The organism is Scytonema sp. HK-05, from assembly GCF_963872035.1.
Taxonomy (GTDB): Bacteria; Cyanobacteriota; Cyanobacteriia; order Cyanobacteriales; family Nostocaceae; genus Kalymmatonema.
In genome coordinates this window covers 24253-44397 of sequence record NZ_CAWMYC010000169.1, presented here as the reverse complement: position 1 = coordinate 44397, position 20145 = coordinate 24253, and the positions used below count along the sequence as shown (strand labels likewise).

The window sequence follows — 20145 nt, the reverse complement described above, 5'->3', positions numbered from 1 at the left end:
CCCCTGAAAATCAAATTTTGTGTCACTTCACTCGATGCATTTTCCCAAAAAGCCAGGGGATTTACTGCTATCCCGGTTTTGATTGCTGCTGAGTCTATCGATTGGAAGATGAATTTATCCTCAAAGTTTCGATGATGTGAAGGGAGAGTACAAACAGGTTGACTTTGACACGCTTTGTCTGTGCCAAAAGTATCGTTAGAAACTTCCTTCAACTAAGACATCATTATGAAACGCATTGCATATTTAGGACTTGGCATCATGGGCAGTGGTATGGCAACCAACTTGCTGAAAGCGGGGTATGATGTCACGGTTTGGAATCGCAACCCAGAATCCTGTAAGCCTCTGGTTGAACAAGGTGCAACACAAGCTCAAACACCTGCAAAAGCCGTTGAAAATGCTGAGGCGATTATGTACTGTCTTGCGAATGACAACGCAGTTGAAGAGGTTGTTTTTGGGCAAGATGGCATTTTATCGAATGTGCAATCGCCACAAATCGCGATCGACATGAGTACAGTTCATCCTGACACATCCCGCCGACAAGCTGCAGCTTATGCCGAAAAGCAAGTTGAATTTCTTGATGCTCCCGTTTTCGGTAGTAAAAACGAATCCGCAGCCGGGGGATTGTGGATTGTCGTCGGTGGTAAACGGCACGTATTTGAGAAAGTCAAACCAATTTTAGAGCCGTTAAGCGAAACAATACATTACCTCGGCGACACTGGCAAAGGCGCATCAATGAAACTCATCGGTAACTCGATTGTGGCAACGCAAATCGAAGCGTTAGGGGAAGCGATGATTCTGGCAACTAAAGCCGGGCTGAATCCAAAAGACGTTCTCGATGTGTTGCATGTGGTGGATTTTCGCTCTCCGATTTTTGACGGTATAGGCAAGATGCTGGTGGAGCGCGATTTTACACCAAGTTTCGCATTAAAACACATGCTCAAAGATGCCAACTTGATTGCTCGATTTGCCCAAGATTTGAATTCTCCCACGCCTGCTGCCGCAATTGTCAGAGAAACTATCAAAACAGCGGTTAATCAAGGATGGGGAGAAGAAAATGCGTCTGCCCTGATTAAAGCGCTGGAATTAGAAGCGGGAGTAACTATTGAACCATAATTACAAATCATTGTTATCAAGATAACATCAAAAAGTATAGCCAATAAAACAAAATCTGTCTTAGGGCAAAGGTTGGAACAAAAAGGCTAACTAGTTGAATCTGTTTGCACAATTCACACCAACGGTATCTGCAAAGCGTTAATCGACGCTCGTTTCACAACGGCTTTGTTTGTGGTTCGTGATTGAAATCCGTCATCATCTGCTGAGTGTGATCGTACTCAACTGTGCGATCGCGAAGCGGGCGCTCTGCGCCATCGCCTTATGCGGGGCTTTGCCCCGGAGCGAAACGGGCACTCCGTGCGATCGCGAAGCGGGCGCTCTGCGCCATCGCCAGTGAGAGGGTAAAGCCAGAAAATCACCCTTTTGACCGGTATTAAATAAAAGCGCAACCGTAACTACAACGAAAGACCATTCTGATATTCAGTGATTTTACTAGTAAATTCACTGAAGCCTTAATTTAATTCCTAGTTTTTACGGTTACCAACCAACCTCTAGAGTAGTTAGGCTATAGCAGATGATATATCGCTTGTTAATCAGCTTGTAAGCTCTAGGGCAATTTCAGATGATTATTGAAAGACCGCTAGTCATAAATCAGCCACAAATTGGTAAACTAATTCGGGAACTCCGGTTAGAAACTGGGCTAACACAAGAAAAGTTTGCTGTCAAATTGGGCGTGACGTATCCCACGATAAACCGTTGGGAGAACGGACACACGAAACCTTCACCATTAGCCATGCAGAAAATTGAGGAGATGCTAAAGCATAGAGACTTGTACGGTCAAAATCTCAATTTTCAAGAAAACAAGCAGTTTTATTCTTAATTTATTGCAAAGAATAGTAGCTTCAATTCCATTTATTCTTCAGAGTTATTAATACAGCCTAACACTGAATTAAGCGGATTTTTTAGGCAACTTAACTTGACTTAAAAAAGCAAAGATAAAATATTTTTTGGATTCCAAGCAGGGAAATAATAAGCTTAAATTATGATATTTCATGCAATTTTACTAAAGAGTTTTCAAACCTGAATTGATTCAAAGGATTGCTAAATATAGATTTCAAAATTCTTGATGGCAATCCTTAAACACAGGTAGAGTTAATCCATGCGAACTAGCGAACAAATTCAGACAGAAATTGAGGCAAAATTCGGCTTTTTTCCTCCTTTTTTTAGCCCAGCGCTACAAAACCCACAAGTTCTAGAAAATCTTTGGCAACAGACCCTAAGCGCCTACGTTACCAATCCGCTGCCAGCTGTATTTAAAGAAAAGCTTTCTGCCTACCTCTCGCGCTACTGTCCTGTTCCTTACTGTATGGTTTGCCACAGTTGTTCGTTGCACTTCTTGGGGATGAAAGGTAAAGAGGTGTTAAAACTGCTTCAATCGTCTCCTACAGAAGAAATAGAAATTGATAAATACCTACATATACTCGCACAAGCCTCTAATGAGTTAATGCTTGAGGTAGAGATCAACTCAGAAGTTGAAGAGAGCTTACTTTACTGCGCAATATTTATTTCCTTAGAAAAAGATGCCACATATTGTCGCCGCGAACTGCGCCACCTTTTAGGAGATGTAAACTATCAGCACTTAGTCACGTTTATCGCTTACGTGAAGACGTGTCACCTATGGATGGAAGCCCACCCAGAAGTTGCATTAGCAGCAGACAAGCGAGCGATTGACCATCTTGAAGCCTTAGTTGATGAGGAGCCTGGTTTAGCTGATTACTTTGACAGTTATATGGAAGCAGCTAAACAAAAGCGAGAAGAAGAAATTTTTGAGCGCCAACGGACAGAGTCGGCATTACAACAGACAACGACACTTCAACGAGGGATTTTAGATAGCGCCAACTACGCGATCATTTCCACCAATTCACACGGCACAATCCTTACCTTTAATGCAGCCGCAGAGCGATGGTTGGGCTATACCGCCTTTGAAGTAGTAGGGAAAACAACGCCTGCCATTTTCCATGACGCTGCAGAAGTACTGCAGCGGGCGCAAGAGCTATCGCAGGAGTTAAGAACTACTATTGAGCCTGGATTTGAAGTATTTGTAGCCAAGGCGCGACGCGACGAAATAGACGAATGCGAATGGACTTACATTCGCAAAGATGGTAGCTGCTTTAGCGTGCTGCTATCAATCACGGCTTTGCGCGACAACGAGGACAACATCACGGGTTTTTTGGGCATCGCCAGCGATATTACAGAGCGCAAACGAGCAGCAGCGGCACTACAGCAAAGTGAGGAACGCTTCAAGGCGTTTATGAACAATAGCCCAGCTGTGGCTTTTATGAAGGATGAGCAGGGGCGCTTCGTCTATATCAACGAGTCATTCGAGCGCTGTTTCGATATAAAGATGGCTGATTGGCTAGGGAAAACGGATTTTGATGTCTGGCCGGAGCAATTAGCTTTACAGTACCGTGAAAACGATCGCGCTGTTTTCGCTGCTGATAAAACCCTAGAACTTGTTGAAGTTGTTCCTAACCCAGATGGGCATCTCCGCCATTGGTTGTCTTTTAAGTTTCCTTACAAAGATATTTCTGGGCAACGGCTGCTTGGAGGTATAGCGATTGATATTACTGATCGCTTGCAGGCGGAGGCGCTAGAGGAAGCTAACGACAAACTCAGTCGTTCGGTAAAAGAATTAGAACAGCGCCATCATGAGTTTGCTCAACTAGGCGAATTGAGCGATTTTTTACAGGCTTGCAAAACAGTTGAGGAAGCCTACAGCGCACTTGAACTGCTAGTCCCACCTTTATTCCCTCAAACTAATGGTGGGATATTTTTAATTAATGATTCAAAAAATTTGGTTGAAGCCGTTGCTACTTGGGGACCTGCGCCATTTCCTAGCCAGGAATTATTCGCACCTGATGAATGCTGGGCATTGCGGCGGGGTCGGATTCATCATACAACAAAAGCGCACTCAAAATTACGCTGCTCTCATATCCATTCAGACTCAGCACCCGCATCATCTTTATGCATCTCCATGACGGCGCAAGGGAAAGCAATGGGCGTACTGTATTTGAGTTTGCTGGAATCGGGAGAATTCATCGAAAGCAAACAACAGCTAGCTGTTACGGTAGCAGATCACATCGCGCTGTCTTTAGCTAACTTAAAACTACGCGAAACGTTACAGAACCAAAGTATCCGCGATGCGCTGACAGGATTATTCAATCGCCGCTACTTGGAAGAATCCCTAGAACGAGAACTGTACCGATGCGATCGCAATAAGAAATCTTTAGGAATCATTATGCTTGACATTGACCACTTTAAATCGTTCAACGATACGTTTGGTCACTCAGCTGGTGATGCTGTGTTGCGCGAATTGGGCGAATTCTTGCAAAGCCATATTCGGAGATCGGATATTGCTTGTCGCTATGGCGGTGAGGAGTTAACGCTGATTCTGCCGGAAGCATCTGTTAAGGTTGTTTTAGAGCGAGCGCAAGCTATTTGCGACGGAGTTAAGCACTTGCAGGTTGAGTATCGTCGTCAGTTGCTCGGTACGATCTCGCTGTCATTGGGAGTTGCAATGTTCCCAGAGCATGGTGTCACAGGAGAGGCTGTACTGCGAGCGGCTGATGCAGCCTTATACCGCGCTAAACGAGAGGGGCGCGATCGCGTCATTGTTCATCAGTAAATCCTTTCCGGTTTTAGGGTAGAATATTGCATTGACCCAGTTCAAGCTGAGAAATTTATCGCCGCGATCAATGCTTTGCGAGTGGTGCGGCTGCGAGATGGTGCCATTCGGTGGGGTATTTTTCATGATACCGCCGATCTGACTCGTTACTTGGAGACGTTTATAGTTGAGTCCTGGGTGGATCATTTACGCCAGTATGAACTGTTCACTATCCACAAACTGAACAACTCCCCATTGTCCATTTGTCAACCAAGCAGAATCTGATTTCACCACTTCCTCCAGAACTTCCGGTTTAATCCCTGCTGCGACTTCTGATTTGAGAGTACGTAAAGCTACCATTGGCGCAGGTAAGTAACACACTATATCTGCAATGTTAGTTGTGAAATCCCAGTGTCTATCTCCTAACAGCCTACGATAATTTGCATCTCCTTTAATGATTATCAAATTGGAATGAGATAACTCATTTTTGAGGGAGTCGGGTATTTCCCAAAAGGCTAAAGGTGATGTCCAAAAATAATCCTCACACAAAATTAACCGCTTTGATGCAATATATTCTTGCAGTCGTTGAGCAAAGGATATTAATTGTGGATTGCTAGAATCGGCTAAAAAGTCTGTTGTATGATGCACATCTTTAATCATGGCATCAGAGACAAATGTTGGATGAGGTTTTAAATGCAGTTTGATTTGAGTAGCTACACCACTTCCTAAAAGATAATCCACCAAACATAAATCACAGATAAGTTCAAAGCCAGCATTATCTACAACAAAGTCAACGCGTCCGGAATTGCTATTAATTAACAATTCAGTGACTTTGGATGCATCATCTACTAATATATGAGATTGTTGGCTTTCAATGTCAAAACGACTTCTGTCAGTCTCAAATGCAGACCAAAGACTCAGGTCAACTCGGTTTCCCCACAAAGCAAAATATAATAATGCTATCAAAGCTGTTTGCTTGGACTCACTTTGTTGCTGCGATACACTCAACCATGCGTTCACTTGAGTGCATAAAGCAACTATCGAGTCCAGGGATGTTTCTAAACCTTGATGTTTTTGTAATTCAAATGGATCTACACCTTGCGATTCACTCTTGAGAAAGTAATTGGTAATTTGCAGAATAAATCTATAGAAATAAGTTTCAGCAAAAAACCAGGGAATATCTATCCAACGCTGTCCCTTGTATGGTTCTAGATATCTATTCCATGCTGCAAAATCTGCACCAGTGTCATCTACAAGAAGTGGTAAATATCCTGATGACAGTTCACTAGCTAGTTTTTCCAAGCTGTCATTAATATTGGCTGGAAACTTATTTTCAACGATGACTTTACGGGCAATACTGGGCATCCGTTGAGTGACTGTAAACTCAGTAAAAGTCCCAACTTCTGCACCCACCAATGACGGTGGTAAGGGTAATTTAGGAATGCCGGATTTCTGTTTCACTAACTTTTCTTTGCGATAAAGCACCACTTTCAAATAGTGCGATATTTTGTTAACGAACTCTACAAATTTAACATTCAGTTTATAAATGTACAACTGAGGCGGTCGTTTAGTTGACCAAAGGAGCGATGCGAAGCGCGTCCTAGTGGTCTGTCGCATTAATTCTGGTGGGTTGTAGAGACGTTGCATGCAACGTCTCTACAGGGTTTGAAGATAGGTTTGGATGATACACAAACGGTCTTCTGGGCATTTTGCCCTGGTTCTTGTTGCGAAAATTGCAAAAGCAGTCAGTTCAAGACTTCGGTAGCGTCCACCTAGTGTTTGACTTATCATTAAAATCACCAATGTCTTGAGGAAGTTCTCACTTCATTTGATCAGGATTTTGGCACAAACTAAAGTAACTAATATTTACCAATATTTGAAAAAGTACACGAGTCATCTATGAAACTTAGCCTGTGCATGATTGTCAAAAACGAAGAAGCAACACTGTCTAAATCTCTGAGCAGTGTGAAAAATGTGGTAGATGAGATGGTAGTGTTAGATACAGGCTCTACAGACAGAACTCCCGAAATCGCTAAGAAATTCGGTGCGCAAGTGCATCACTTTGAATGGTCCAATGACTTCAGTGCTGCCCGAAATGAAGCTTTAAAATACGTCACAGGTGATTGGATTCTTGTCTTAGATGCAGATGAAACTCTTACCCAGAAAATTGTACCGCAGTTGCAGCAGGCGATACGAAGAGAAGAATATCTCCTGATCAACCTCCTGCGTCATGAAGTGGGTGCAGAACAATCTCCCTATTCTCTGGTTTCCCGCCTTTTCCGCAATCATCCCCAAATCCGCTTTTCCCGTCCTTACCATGCGTTAGTGGATGATAGTGTGTCGGAAATTTTAACTCAGGAACCGCATTGGCAAGTTGGTTATTTGGAAGGCGTGGGGATTGTACATACAGGATACCAAAAAAGTGCGATCGCTCAGCAAGATAAATTTCCCAAAGCGCAAGCGGCGATGGAAGAGTTTCTTGCCTCTCATCCTCATGATCCCTATGTTTGTAGTAAGTTGGGGGCGCTGTATGTGGAAAGTGGGAAACTCGTAGAAGGTATCAAATTGTTGGCGCAAGGAGTCGCACATTGTGAGGAAGAGTACGAGACTTTGTACGAACTCTACTATCATCTGGGCATTGCCTACACTCGTTTGCAAAATTATAAAAATGCGATCGCCCACTATGATGCTGCAACTAAATTGCCCATTTACCCAATTCTTAAATTAGGAGCATACAACAATTTGGGCAGCTTACTCAAAGCAACTGGAGATTTTAACGGTGCTAAAACTGCTTACGAAGCAACAATTAAGATTGACCCTAGTTTCGCGATCGGTTACTACAATTTAGGCATGACTCTCAAAGAGATAGGTTTATTCAAGGATGCTATTCTTGCCTACCGTAAAGCAATTGAGTTGAATCCAAAATCTGCTGAGACTTACCAAAACTTAGGGGTGTTGCTGCTGAAACTTGGCTACGTACAGGATAGTCTGATGACTTTTAAAAAAGCAATAGCCCTTCACGAACAGCAAAACCCCAAAGAGGCGAAGCGACTGCGCCAAAGTTTGTCAGAGATGGGCTTGTTGCGTTAATGAATTTGGGATCTCATAGATTTCTTGCAAAAATCCTGTTTAGAGGTATTTGAACCACAGATGGACACAGATGGACACAGATAAATTATCTGCGTTCATCTGCGGTTTCATATTCAAAAAATTTGACTTAGGCAAAAGATCTATGTAGAGACGCGCCATGGCGCGTCTCTACACGATGCGACTAAATAACTGACTTGACAAATTTTTCCAATCTATCCATTCCCTTTTCAATTGTTGCCAAATCGGTGGCGTAGGAAAGGCGAATATTGTCGTCAGCACCAAAGGCGATTCCAGGAATAACTGCCACTTGCTCTTTTTCTAGCAAGGCGTTACAAAAATCTAGGGATTTTAGTCCTGTTTTGGTGATATCCGGGAATAGGTAGAAAGCGCCGTCTGGTTTTGGACAACTCAGTCCAGGAATAGCGTTGAGTCGTTCAAACATGACTTCTCGGCGTTTGGCGAATGCTTGGCGCATTTCTTCTACACAATCTTGCGAACCTTCCAAAGCAGCGATCGCCCCATATTGAGCAAAGGTACAAACATTCGACGTACTATGGCTTTGGATGTTAATTGTTGCCTTAATCAAATCAACGGGTCCTGCTAAATATCCAATCCGCCATCCCGTCATTGAGTAAGCTTTGGCAAAGCCATTGCTGATCACAGTGCGGGCAAAGATATCTTTTCCTAGTGAACCTATGCTTACCTGTTTTACGCCATCGTAGAGAATCTTCTCATAAATTTCGTCGGAAACGACAACAATATCAGTTTCCACGATTATTTGGGCGATCGCCTGAAGTTCCTCTGGTGTGTACACCATACCAGTGGGGTTAGATGGCGAGTTGAGGATGAATAATTTCGTCTTGGGTGTAATCGACTTACGCAACTTGTCTGGTGTAATCTTATAACCAGTAGAAGCATCTGTAGGGACAATCACAGACACTCCTCCTGCAAGCGTCACCATGTCGGGATAGCTTAACCAGTAGGGCGCTGGGATAATGACCTCATCTCCTGCTTCAATCAGCGCCAGTATTAAATTAAACAGAGAATGTTTTCCACCGTTGGTGACGATGACATTTTCTGCCTTGTAATCAAGACCATTATCCGTTTTTAACTTGCGAGCAATCGCTTCCCTTAACTTGGGTTCTCCAGATGCTGGTCCATACTTAGTCTTACCTTCTTCCAAAGCTTTCTGTGCAGCAGCTTTAATGTGCGCTGGAGTGTCAAAATCTGGTTCTCCGGCGCTAAAACTACAAACATCAATTCCTTCTGCCTTCATTGCCTTAGCTTTCGCGGCAATAGCTAAGGTTATTGAAGGTGTTACTTGACTTACTCGTCCTGCCAGCTTCATTATCACTCGTTTGGCAAACTTGAGACCTATTTAAGAATATCCCAGAAATCCTCTCGATATTTGTCTTTTAATAATTCCTTTGTTCGTTGCATTCACCAAAAGGTAGGGGTACAGCACTGCTGTACCCCTACAAGCGCGATAAAATGAAATCACAAATTGCTTGCTGCTTAATCTCCACGATGAGCTTTATTACGAGCAAGTTCTTGCTCAATTGGGCTACGGTCGTAGTCTTTTGCTCCAAAAACTCGCTGAGGCTGGTCGTTTCCTAATTCTTCTCCAGCTCGCTGTAGCATATTAAGAGGATTTTTTTGCCGACTTCCAGTTCCCAAATCCTTGGGAATCACTTCTCCTGCTCGCTTTCCGCTTTCGATGTAATTATCGCCGCCAATCTTTGGTGTCTGGTTGGCGTTCTGTCCGATTTTTTCTTCTATGACACTACTGGAAGAATAATCACCAGAATAATAACCTGCAGCTTGAACAGAGGTAGCAGGCAAGCTCATGAACGCAAGTAAACCAGCCAGTAAGACTACCGCGATTTTGCGGCGCAATTGATGAAATGTTCTGATAATTTCTGTCATGCGCGAAATTCCCTTTATGCTTTGTGAGTTAACCTCTGAATGTTAAGAAATTGGTACAAAGCTCTCTTCTTCCCTGAGGCGGGTTGTCTGCTATATAAAGAGTCGGGCAGTATAGGTGTTTTCAATTAAGCAATGTAGAGACGTTGCATCGGAAAGTTCTACACGTGTGGAATCTACAGCACATTTGTGCCACGGGCATATCCCGATAGGGACACGCGCAAGCGAGGCTATCATCCAATACAGTTCAGTTAAGGATTGATCCTCCCTAGCCCTCCTTAAAAAGGAGGGAACTAAGTACAGCTTTGCATTAATTCGTAGCGTTTTAAAACGCAGAGGGACGCCGAGTCAGCGCAGAGTAACGCAGAGCCTTTCTGAAATTAATTCGTTACGAACTTGTGAAATTCTGTACTAAGCCCCCTTTTTAAGGGGGTTGGGGGATCTTAACAAAACTAAACACCACTAACTGAACCGTATTGGGCTATCATCGACAATCCTTAACTGAACCTTATTGGTTTGTAGGGGCACAGCATTGCTGTGCCCCTACTGAATGTTGGAGTTTGGAGGTCAGCTTAAGCTATCGTTACCTCACTAGACAAGTAAACATCCTGGATGGCGTGGAACAACTTCACTCCTTCCTCAAAAGGACGCTGGAATGTCTTGCGCCCAGAAATTAATCCTGTTCCACCAGCACGTTTGTTAATTACAGCAGTGCGAATTGCTTCTGCAAAGTCATTTTTTCCAGACGCCCCACCAGAGTTAATTAATCCTGCACGTCCACAGTAGCAATTCAGCACCTGATAACGTGTCAAATCAATTGGATGGTCTGTTGTCAAGTCTGTGTAAATCCGCTCATTGGTTTTACCGTAACTGTGACCAGTCGCTTTGGCTACTGCTCCGTAGCCATTGTTATTTTCCGGCAATTTTTGTTTAATGATGTCTGCTTCAATTGTTACACCAAGATGATTCGCCTGTCCTGTGAGATCAGCAGCAAGGTGATAGTCTTTGTCTTGTTTGAAAGCGTTGTTACGCAAATAGCACCAAAGAATAGTCGTCAGCCCCAGTTCATGAGCGTGTTTGAAGGCTTGGCTGATTTCCTGAATTTGCCGGGTGGATTGTTCTGAGCCAAAATAAATTGTCGCACCCACCGCAGTTGCACCCAAATTCCAAGCTTGTTCGACATCGGCAAACAAGACTTGGTCAAATTGATTGGGGTAAGTTAGCAGTTCGTTATGATTAAGTTTGACAATGAAAGGGATTTTGTGGGCATATTTACGCGAAACTGAACCCAAGACTCCTAAAGTCGTAGCAACAGCGTTGCACTCGGCTGCTATTGCCAGCTTGACAATATTTTCTGGGTCAAAGTAAATGGGGTTGGGTGCAAATGACGCACCCGCTGAGTGTTCAATTCCTTGGTCTACAGGGAGAATAGATAAATACCCAGTATTTCCTAGCCGTCCGGTAGAGTAGAGTGTTTGGAGATTGCGCAAAACTTGGGGATTGCGATCGCTATTCAACCAAACTCGATCCACAAAGTCGGGTCCTGGTAGATGTAGCAAATCCTTGGAAACTTTTGCCTTGTAGGTGAGCAAGTCTTCTGCTTCTTTGCCGAGCTGGGACTCGATAAAACCTGGTGTAGATAGAGTGGCAGTCATAATTTGTCCTCAAGACTTCCGTCTCTTATGGTGGCTATGCCCAGAGTAACGTATGTCTCCCCAAAGACAGAACAATAGCTATTTTTTCTTTGGATTTTCTTTAGGTTCTAAGAAAAATTTGACACAGTTTCATCAGCGATACTTATCACACAAATGCCTATCTTCCTCTGACACCTCTGCATTCGTCCGCAGATAATCCCGCACCCAATCGCAACCATACGCCACCAAAGCCTCACGCTGCAAATCTCGCTCCAAGTTCCACAAAATCACTTTTCCGGTAATATCAGATGAGGCAAGCACGAGTCCGTTTGGGCTGAAGGTGACTGCCCTTACCTGAGAGCCATGCCCAATCAGCGTTTGCACTTCGGTACCACTAAGGTTCCATACTTTAACAGTGTCGTCAGCACTAGCTGAGGCAACTAATTTGCCATCAGGACTCCAAGCGACACTCCAAACCGAATCGCCATGCCCTTTAAGCGTCAGCAATTGCCCATCCCGACTCCACAGCTTCACGGTTTTGTCCCGAGAACCTGTCGCTATCATTTTGCCATTTGGACTCCAAGCGACACTCATCACCTGATTGTCATGTCCTCGCAGCGTTTGCACTTCAGTACCATTAAGGTTCCATATTTTAACAGTATTGTCAGCACTGGCAGAGGCAACTAACTTGCTATCAGGACTCCAAGCGACACTCCAAATGCGATCGCCCTTTGGGCGGCTCCCTTTGGGAGCATCGCTATGCCCTTTGAGCGTCAGCAACTCTTGCCCATCCCGACTCCACAATTTCACGGTTTTGTCCTGAGAACCTGTCGCGATCATTTTGCCATCCGGACTAAAGCTGACACTTAGTACCCCACCCTTGTGTCCTTTAAGCGTTTGCAGTTGTTGCCCATCTTGACTCCACAGCTTAACTGTTCCATCCCAACTAGCAGTAGCAACCGTTTTACCGTCAGGACTCCAAGCTACACTGTTGACTACATGAGTATGTCCCCTAAGGATTTTAACAGCTAAACCGTCCGGTGATACAAGTTTAGCTGTTTTGTCTTGAGAGGCAGTGGCGAGGGCTTTGCCATCTGGACTAAAACTAACGCTCATCACCCAGTCGTTATGTACCGACAAAATATTGAGATACTTACCCTCTACATTCCAAAGCCTAACCGTTTTATCAACAGAGCCAGTGGCAATAGTTTTGCTATCTGGGCTAAAACTAACGCTCATCACCTGGTCATTATGCCCTTTGAAGGAGTAAATTTCTCTGCCATCTCGACTCCAAAGTTTGACCGTATTATCTGCACTGGCACTAGCAAGAGTCTTTCCGTCAGGGCTGAAACTGACACTGATAATTCCTTTGTCATGCCCTTTGAGGATTTTATCAGGACGAGTTTGAAAGCTAGTTTGATTCTTTCGACTCCAAAGTCTAATTGTTTTGTCCCAACTAGCAGTCGCCAAGATATCACTATCAGGGCTGAAACTAACACTCATAACTGTGTGGTTATGTCCTTTGAGAGTTTGTAGTTCTTTACCCTCGCGACTCCAAAGTTTGACAGTTCTGTCCCGACTGGCGCTAGCAATCATTTTGCCGTCAGGACTCCAAGCTACACTAGTAACCCATCCGCCATGTCCTTTGAGCGTTTGCACTTTTATGCCAAACTCCTGTCCAGACGCTTTGTTTTCAAGACTCCAAAGTTTGACTGTATTGTCAACAGAGCCACTTACAATCATCTTGCCGTCGGGACTCCAAGCTACACTGGTCACTTCATCATTATGCCCGACAAGAGTTTGCACTATTGTACCATCAACACGCCAGAGTTTAATGGTTCTATCCCGACTGGCACTGGCAATCATCTTACCGTCGGGACTCCAAGCTAAGCTGGTGACTTCATCATTATGCCCGACAAGAGTTTGCATGATTGTGCCATCCAGACGCCAAAGTTTGATGGTTTTATCCCGACTGGCACTAGCTATGATTTTACCATCCGGGTTAAACCTGACACTCCTGACGACTCCATCATGTCCTTCTAAACGATTGTGTTCTCTTACCCAGTAGAGGCTTTGTTGGAGTCTCGTCTCTACCTTCGCCCGAAGTTTGGTATTAGCCCAGACTTGAGGAGTTTGTTTAAGTTTGATGCTAGCTTTCAGACTTGCTATTAAGGCATCTAGCTTATGATTTGTGTTAAACAATGCTTCTGAATGGTTTACTAAAGCAGTAATTTCGTATTCCGTTGCCCGTTGTTTTTGAGATGCTGCTTGCTGCGCCAACAATCCTGCGATTCCTAATAGACCGAATGCTACTACTGAAGTTATAGTTAAATTAAGCTGTGCTTGCCTAATGGTTTGTTGAGCTTTTTGTTGGGCTAACTTTAAAGTCTGATTAGCTTGAGCTAAAAGCAAAGTCGCTTGTTTTTCAACTTCCAATGCTTTTTGGGTTTCGCGCTTCTCTAGATCTTGGCTTGCGGCAAGAAACTGATAATCCAAGTCAGTCACACTTTTGCCCTGGACCCAAGCTTGGGCATCTCTTAAGGCAAGTCCGCGCAGTAGTCGCGATTCATCAGTCTGTTTTGAGGCAACCCAAGCATCGAAGGTTTGGGAGTAGGGACGCAGGTTTCTGAATTGTTTTTCCACCCATTTGGTGTTAAAAACTTCCTGATAAATGCGGTTTGTCACCTGCAAATAACCCTGGTTTTTCACCACCAAACCTGATAACAACAGTTCCATTTGCTCACGCGAGTCATCGGCTTTGACGAACACACCCTGCAAAAGACTCTGATAAATATCGAGTATTCTCGCAGCACGTTTTTCATTTCTCAGAATCCGGTTGCTTATCGTCCGCAAATGCTGTGGTTCATCCTGCGATTCCCAGTTCTCAATGATGCGTTCATGCACCAACTGCTTGAGCCAATATTCCTCATTGCTTGCAGTATTAGGCAGAGTATTAATTTCGTTTATCGAACTCTTGATTGCTTTTTTTGAGGAATCCAGGCAAAGTTGACAAAGCTTCTGAGTGAGAAATGGTTGTCCACCTGTCCAAGCTAATATTTCTTTGAGAATAGCTTCCGGGTTACTAACTGTGTCCTTTAATCCCTGAATGAGCAGCTGTGCTTCATGTAATTGAAATCCGTGTAGTTCTATCGCTCTACCAATATTAAAAGGTGTACGATTTTTATCTGTAATTAAATCGCTGGGTGTGGCGACTCCAAAAATTGCAAACGTGAGGCGATTGTAGTGTGGATTGATAGCTCTGCGATTGTAGCAAGACCGTATGAGAGCAAAGAAATCATCAACGGCAAAATCTAAGCTGAGAATACTATCAATTTCATCAATAAATATAACAATATTATCTTGGGGAAACTCAACTAACAAGATATCTTCAATAAAACGATTCAGAAGCTGAACCAGCGAGATACCTTGTTCGTCGCGCCACCAGGATTTTAAATTCACTTTTTCTAATAAATTAAACCCCCGCCACAATTCACTCACAACGCCTTTGTACCACTGGAGTGGCGTGATATTTTCGCCGCCTACACAGGACATATCTACAGTCGTACAGCGGTATCCTTGTTGTTGTAGCAGATGACGAGTCCTCACCATGATTGAGGATTTGCCCATTTGCCGAGTGTTGAGGACATAACAAAACTCACCCGCTTTTAATGCTTGATACAATTCCTCATCGGCTTTCCGTTTTACATAAATTGGAGTATCAGCTGCAAGACTACCACCGACTTGATATCTGTAATTTGTCATTAACTACTCATTGCTGACGACTAATAAGCTTGTGGTTGCGCTAAAGGATGACTCACCCTCTACCTTAAATTACGGAATCCATAATTTAAAGTTGTGCTGATATAAGTGCGATCGCGCTTTATAAGTACTGATTGCTGAAGTGTTTCAGAAACAGCATTTACAAGAACGCTTGATGTGCCTTTCTTTTGCGGAATTGTGCAACCAACTGCTAAACTGACTGTTACCACAGGTGCTGGAAGACCGTAAAGTGTCTCTTGATGAGCAAGACCTAATTTTTTGACTTGTTTGCGGATGAGTTCAGCAATTTTAAAAGCCGAATTGGCTGTTGTATGGGGCAAAATAGCCGCAAATTCTGCCTCTTTATAACGAACTGGCAACCGTTGATGCGATTCATGACTGCTTACAACATCACTAATAACGTTAGCAACAAGCCGTACACATTCATCTGCAGCTTTCTGACCATGAGTATTATTGTAAATTTTCAAATAGTCAATTTCCAACAAAATCAATGATAAGGGGCTTTGTTCTTGTGTTAACCTTTGCCATTGTTGTTCTAGGTAGATGTCAAAGTAGCGTTGATTAGCAAGTTGAGTCAGTTCATCAGTATAAGACAAGCGGTGTAACTCTTGGACTTGTCTTTGCAACTGCTCAATTTTCTCCTGCGCGTTCTGTTCCTCAAGAATGTGAAGAGTAAAATACTGTCGATACAACTCACAAGCTACAGTGTATTGATAACCCTGCAATTTTATCAAACCCATACCTTCTAACTTAAATGCTAGTATGGGGTCTAATTCCACACTAATACCAGCACTCATCACCTGTTTAAATGTTGTTGCCAATTCAGGATTTTGCTGCAAACTTGCTAATTGTCTGCGCAAGTAAACGCTATAAATTCCAGCCATTGTGGGGGCTTCATTTAATAGCTGCTGTAAACTTTTTTCAGGAAAATTAGCAAGGTGATAAATAGCCAATCTTACTAAATAGGGATGTCCTCCCACCATTGCTTGTAGTGCTTGGGCATTTTTTTGCCCTACATCACCTGTCCAATTAAGTCCGTAACGCTGGGCTAATTCTTGAATTTGCTCTAAACTAAACTCAGGTAATTTAATTGCTACTCCTACATTAAAAGGAGATTGATTAATATTGAGGTCAGTATAAACTTCTGTAGAGTGAACAACAACTAACCGGAGTTTTTGCCAAAGTACATTTTGTTTTCCTTGTTCATGCCATGAACGCAGCAAAGAGAAAAACTCTTGGCTAATGGGGGAATATTCAAAAATTTGATCTACATCATTTAAAATTAAAACTAAAGGAGGATTTAAATTTTTCAGCAAATAATTTTCAAAATAAATTGTACAACTCACCTTACTGCCAGTATCCTCATCCCAATAGTGATCTAGCACTGGTGTTAAGTCTAACTGGTGGCTGACATAACCACAAAACCAACGCAAAAATTTATCCAAGGAAGTACAAACTGCTGCCTCTGCTTGCTGAAAATCTACATATACTGAGGAGAAACCAGATTGCTTGGCATAATCCAGCAAACGCAGTACCAAAGAAGTTTTCCCTGTTTTATGAGGAGATTGTATGCGAATAACGCTCCCGGTTCTGGTGAGTTCTTGATAAATTTGTTCTTCCACTGGAGGACGTGCGATGTAAAAAGGAGAATCAAGAGGTTCCGAATCACAAGGAAATTCTGTGGTTGCTGAGTGTTGTCGTTCGTAGTTCGTAGCCAAAATAATTTCACCAATCAAATAGAATTGTTATATCTTTGACACTCCCATGCCAAAAAGGCGGTGGCATTCTTAACTCATAGGAACTCTGATGGCTTTATCCTCATTAAGCATCTTAACCGTACATTATTGTAATAAATTAGCAAGGCGATTTTTAAGACAATAACTCAAGTTGCCTTCGCATTTATTGCCGCCGAAGGCGTGGGACTTTCTGCTTTAATTGTTCTAAATTGCAAAATTTAGAGCAGCATAAAGTTCAGTTTATGTTTACAAAGCTGTTCTTAGAAAAAGAATTATAATAACTTTATCTATACCTCTTTATAAAGAAAAAATCAAAATTATCTTACTTTTTATAAACATGAATATTAGAAAAATAGCTTAACCTAAACTTAAAAGTCAAATATATCTATATTTAGATAGATTACCAAATTTTTAACAAGAATAGAAAACTATGTTACATAAACCCAAAAAGCATTGGACACCCTCAAACTGGGCAAGTTGGAAACCCTTTGGAATTGGAGAGCAATACCCAAATAACTACTGGGAAGTCTTTCGTGCCATTTGGCTGTCTCGTCACAAGTTGCCCTACGCATGGAATATCCTGAACAAGGGTGTGTGTGATGGCTGCGCTTTGGGGACAACTGGGATGAAAGATTGGACAGTAGAGGGAATCCATGTCTGCAATGTGCGGTTGCGGCTTTTGCAGATGAACACAATGTCCGCTTTTGACCCTACTATTTTAGCGGATGTCTCCCAGTTGCAAAGAAAAACGAGTGCCCAATTACGCGAGTTCGGACGGCTTGCTTACCCAATGATCCGCCAATGTGGAGAAAAAGGCTTTCGTCGAGTCAGTTGGGATGAAGCTTTGCAAGTTATTGCCAGTCGCATCCGCGCCACCACACCAGACCGCCTCAGCTTCTATATTACCAGCCGGGGTACCGTCAATGAAACATACTACGCCACCCAGAAAGCTGTGCGGGCGATGGGAAGCAACAACATTGACAATGCCGCCCGTATCTGTCATTCTCCTAGTACGGCTGGTCTTAAAGGTGCGATCGGTGCAGCCGCAACCACCTGCTCTTATAAAGATTGGATTGGCACAGATTTATTAGTCTTCATTGGTTCAAACGTAGCAAATAATCAACCTGTCACCGTCAAGTATCTGCACTACGCCAAGAAAGCAGGTACAAGGATAGTCGTGATTAATACCTACCGTGAACCAGGAATGGAGCGCTACTGGGTACCCTCAATTGTAGAAAGTGCTTTGTTTGGCACCAAGTTTGCTGAAGATTTCTTTTTGGTAAACATGGGCGGGGACATGGCATTTTTAAATGGTACAATCAAACATATGATTGCCAATAATTGGGTAGATCAGTCGTTTATTAACCGCTACACTGCGGGATTTGATGAACTCAAAACCTTCCTGGAAACGCAATCTTGGGAAGAATTAGAAAAGCTTTCCGGTGCTTCTCGCGATGAAATGTACGCCTTCGCCAAAATGGTTGGACAAGCAAATAAAGCTGTCTTTGTTTGGAGTATGGGCATTACCCAGCATGAGTGCGGCGAAGATAATGTCAGAGCAATCATCAACCTAGCTCTCACCAAAGGTTTTGTCGGTCGCGAAGGTTGCGGTTTGATGCCAATTCGTGGTCACTCTGGGGTGCAGGGTGGTGCAGAGATGGGATGTTACGCTACAGTCTTTCCTGGTGGCAAACCGATTACCCCAGAAAATGCTGCCCAGTTGAGCAAGCTTTGGGGCTTTGAAGTGCCGACAAGTAAAGGTTTAATTGCTCCAGAGATGATTCATGCAGCATATGAAGGGCAGTTAGATGTTTTGTTCTCTGTGGGTGGGAATTTCTTGGAAGTTTTGCCAGAACCTGATTATGTAGAAGATGCTTTAAAGAGGGTTCCACTGCGAGTGCATATGGATATTGTCCTTTCTAGCCAGATGCTTGTGGAACCGGCAGATACTGTCGTGTTGTTACCTGCGACAACTCGCTACGAAATACCAGGGGGAGTGACAGAAACCAGCACCGAACGCCGGATCATTTTCAGTCCAGAAATTCCTGGTCCCCGCATTGGGGAAGCGCGTCCGGAGTGGGAGGTGTTTCTGGAATTGGCAAGGCGTGTGCGTGTAGAGACGAGAGGTGGCGCGTCTCTACATTCGGATGTAACGTCACAACATTCGGATGCAACGTCACAACATTCGGATGCAACGTCACAACATTCGGATGTAACGTCACAACATTCGGATGTAACGTCACAACATTCGGATGTAACGTCACAATATTCGGACGTAACGTCACAACATTCGGATGCAACGTCTCTACATTTCGCTGATACTGCTGCTATACGGCAAGAAATTGCCCAAGTTGTCCCACAGTATGCTGGAATTCAACACTTAAAGGAAGCCGGTGATCAATTTCAGTACAGTGGATCACATCTGTGCTTTGGTTGGAATTTCCCCACACCCGATGGAAAAGCACACTTTGCAGTCGTATCTCGTCAAGAACGAGAATTACCAGAGGGCTATTTCCTAGTAGCCACTCGCCGAGGCAAGCAGTTTAATAGTATGGTACAAGAACGCAAAGATGCCATCACTGGAGCAATGCGCGAGGCGGTGTTGATGAATGAAACCGATGCCAAGCAACTAGATCTTAAGAATGGCGACGCCGTGATTCTGAAAAATGAACTCGGTACTTTCCCAGGCAGAGTTTACACAGCACCTATTAAGCCAGGAAATTTGCAGGTGCATTGGCCAGAAGGAAATGTACTGTTAGATAGAAGTAAGCGTTCCAGTGAAGGAGTGCCGGATTATAATGCGGTGGTGTGTCTGGAAAAAGTTGAGTAGATTTGTTGCAAAAATCTAGTTTACGCCTACTTGGAACCGCAGAGGGACCTAGATAATTTATCTGTGTCCATCTGTGTCCATCTGTGGTTTAATATTCAAAAAAATTACACCGCTTATTTACAGCAGTTTTCAAGTAAATAAACCACGGGCTAGGGGCACAGCAATGCTGTGCCCCTACAAAAATCTGTGGTTCAATTAGCTGAAAATACCTGTAAATGATTAGACCACAAATCCTAAGGTGGGCATTGCCCATAAAAGTTTATATGATGGACATTTAAGATATGAGTGGGCAATGCCCACCCTACAAAAAACTTGGAACCGCAGAAGGATCTAGATAATTTATCTGTGTCCATCTGTGTCCATCTGTGGTTTTATATTCAAAAAAATTACAGCGCTTATTTAAATGATTAGACCATAAATCGTAAGGTGGGCATA

The 20145-nt window shown here is 43.3% G+C and carries 12 protein-coding genes; 6 read left to right on the top strand and 6 right to left on the bottom strand.

The features are described from left to right. The first annotated feature begins 225 nt into the window (after positions 1 to 225). From AACT52_RS39115 to AACT52_RS41690, 4 genes are all read left to right on the top strand, one after another. Entirely contained in the window at positions 226 to 1113 is an 888-nt protein-coding gene (locus tag AACT52_RS39115; RefSeq protein ID WP_073628733.1) for an NAD(P)-dependent oxidoreductase, read from the top strand. 562 nt (positions 1114 to 1675) lie between these two features. Further along, positions 1676 to 1933: a helix-turn-helix domain-containing protein gene (locus tag AACT52_RS39110; protein WP_073628731.1), complete on the top strand. Its 258-nt coding sequence runs from the start codon at positions 1676 to 1678 to the stop codon at positions 1931 to 1933. Positions 1934 to 2212: 279 nt separating this feature from the next. Then, on the top strand, positions 2213 to 4738 hold the full coding sequence (locus tag AACT52_RS39105) for a sensor domain-containing diguanylate cyclase (RefSeq protein ID WP_073628729.1): 2526 nt from the start codon (positions 2213 to 2215) through the stop codon (positions 4736 to 4738). Positions 4739 to 4813: 75 nt separating this feature from the next. Then, positions 4814 to 5002, top strand: a complete 189-nt coding sequence (locus AACT52_RS41690) for an MFS transporter (RefSeq protein ID WP_073628727.1) — start codon at positions 4814 to 4816, stop codon at positions 5000 to 5002. Here the strand turns inward: AACT52_RS41690 and AACT52_RS39100 are convergent. Then, the gene (locus AACT52_RS39100; RefSeq protein ID WP_073628937.1) at positions 4925 to 6178 is read right to left on the bottom strand and encodes a damage-control phosphatase ARMT1 family protein; all 1254 of its coding nucleotides are present in this window, start codon (positions 6176 to 6178) and stop codon (positions 4925 to 4927) included. The genes AACT52_RS41690 and AACT52_RS39100 overlap by 78 nt on opposite strands. Before the next feature lie 456 nt (positions 6179 to 6634). On the opposite strand from AACT52_RS39100, the gene AACT52_RS39095 reads away from it, so the two are divergent. Next, positions 6635 to 7807, top strand: a complete 1173-nt coding sequence (locus AACT52_RS39095; RefSeq protein WP_073628725.1) for a glycosyltransferase — start codon at positions 6635 to 6637, stop codon at positions 7805 to 7807. 181 nt (positions 7808 to 7988) lie between these two features. Here AACT52_RS39095 and AACT52_RS39090 read toward each other — a convergent pair whose 3' ends face one another. From AACT52_RS39090 to AACT52_RS39070, 5 genes are all read right to left on the bottom strand, one after another. Beyond that, a complete protein-coding gene (locus tag AACT52_RS39090) occupies positions 7989 to 9155 on the bottom strand; it encodes a pyridoxal phosphate-dependent aminotransferase (RefSeq protein ID WP_073628723.1) in 1167 nt (388 codons plus the stop codon). 167 nt (positions 9156 to 9322) lie between these two features. Beyond that, entirely contained in the window at positions 9323 to 9733 is a 411-nt protein-coding gene (locus AACT52_RS39085; protein ID WP_073628721.1) for a hypothetical protein, read from the bottom strand. 569 nt (positions 9734 to 10302) lie between these two features. Beyond that, a complete protein-coding gene (locus AACT52_RS39080; RefSeq protein WP_073628719.1) occupies positions 10303 to 11385 on the bottom strand; it encodes a class I fructose-bisphosphate aldolase in 1083 nt (360 codons plus the stop codon). A gap of 132 nt (positions 11386 to 11517) precedes the next feature. Continuing rightward, positions 11518 to 15126, bottom strand: a complete 3609-nt coding sequence (locus AACT52_RS39075) for an AAA-like domain-containing protein (protein ID WP_073628717.1) — start codon at positions 15124 to 15126, stop codon at positions 11518 to 11520. 59 nt (positions 15127 to 15185) lie between these two features. Then, positions 15186 to 16862: an AAA-like domain-containing protein gene (locus AACT52_RS39070; RefSeq protein WP_073628935.1), complete on the bottom strand. Its 1677-nt coding sequence runs from the start codon at positions 16860 to 16862 to the stop codon at positions 15186 to 15188. 448 nt (positions 16863 to 17310) lie between these two features. On the opposite strand from AACT52_RS39070, the gene AACT52_RS39065 reads away from it, so the two are divergent. After that, complete coding sequence (locus AACT52_RS39065) at positions 17311 to 19710, top strand: molybdopterin-dependent oxidoreductase (RefSeq protein WP_083630096.1); 2400 nt, start codon at positions 17311 to 17313, stop codon at positions 19708 to 19710. Positions 19711 to 20145: the final 435 nt, after the last annotated feature.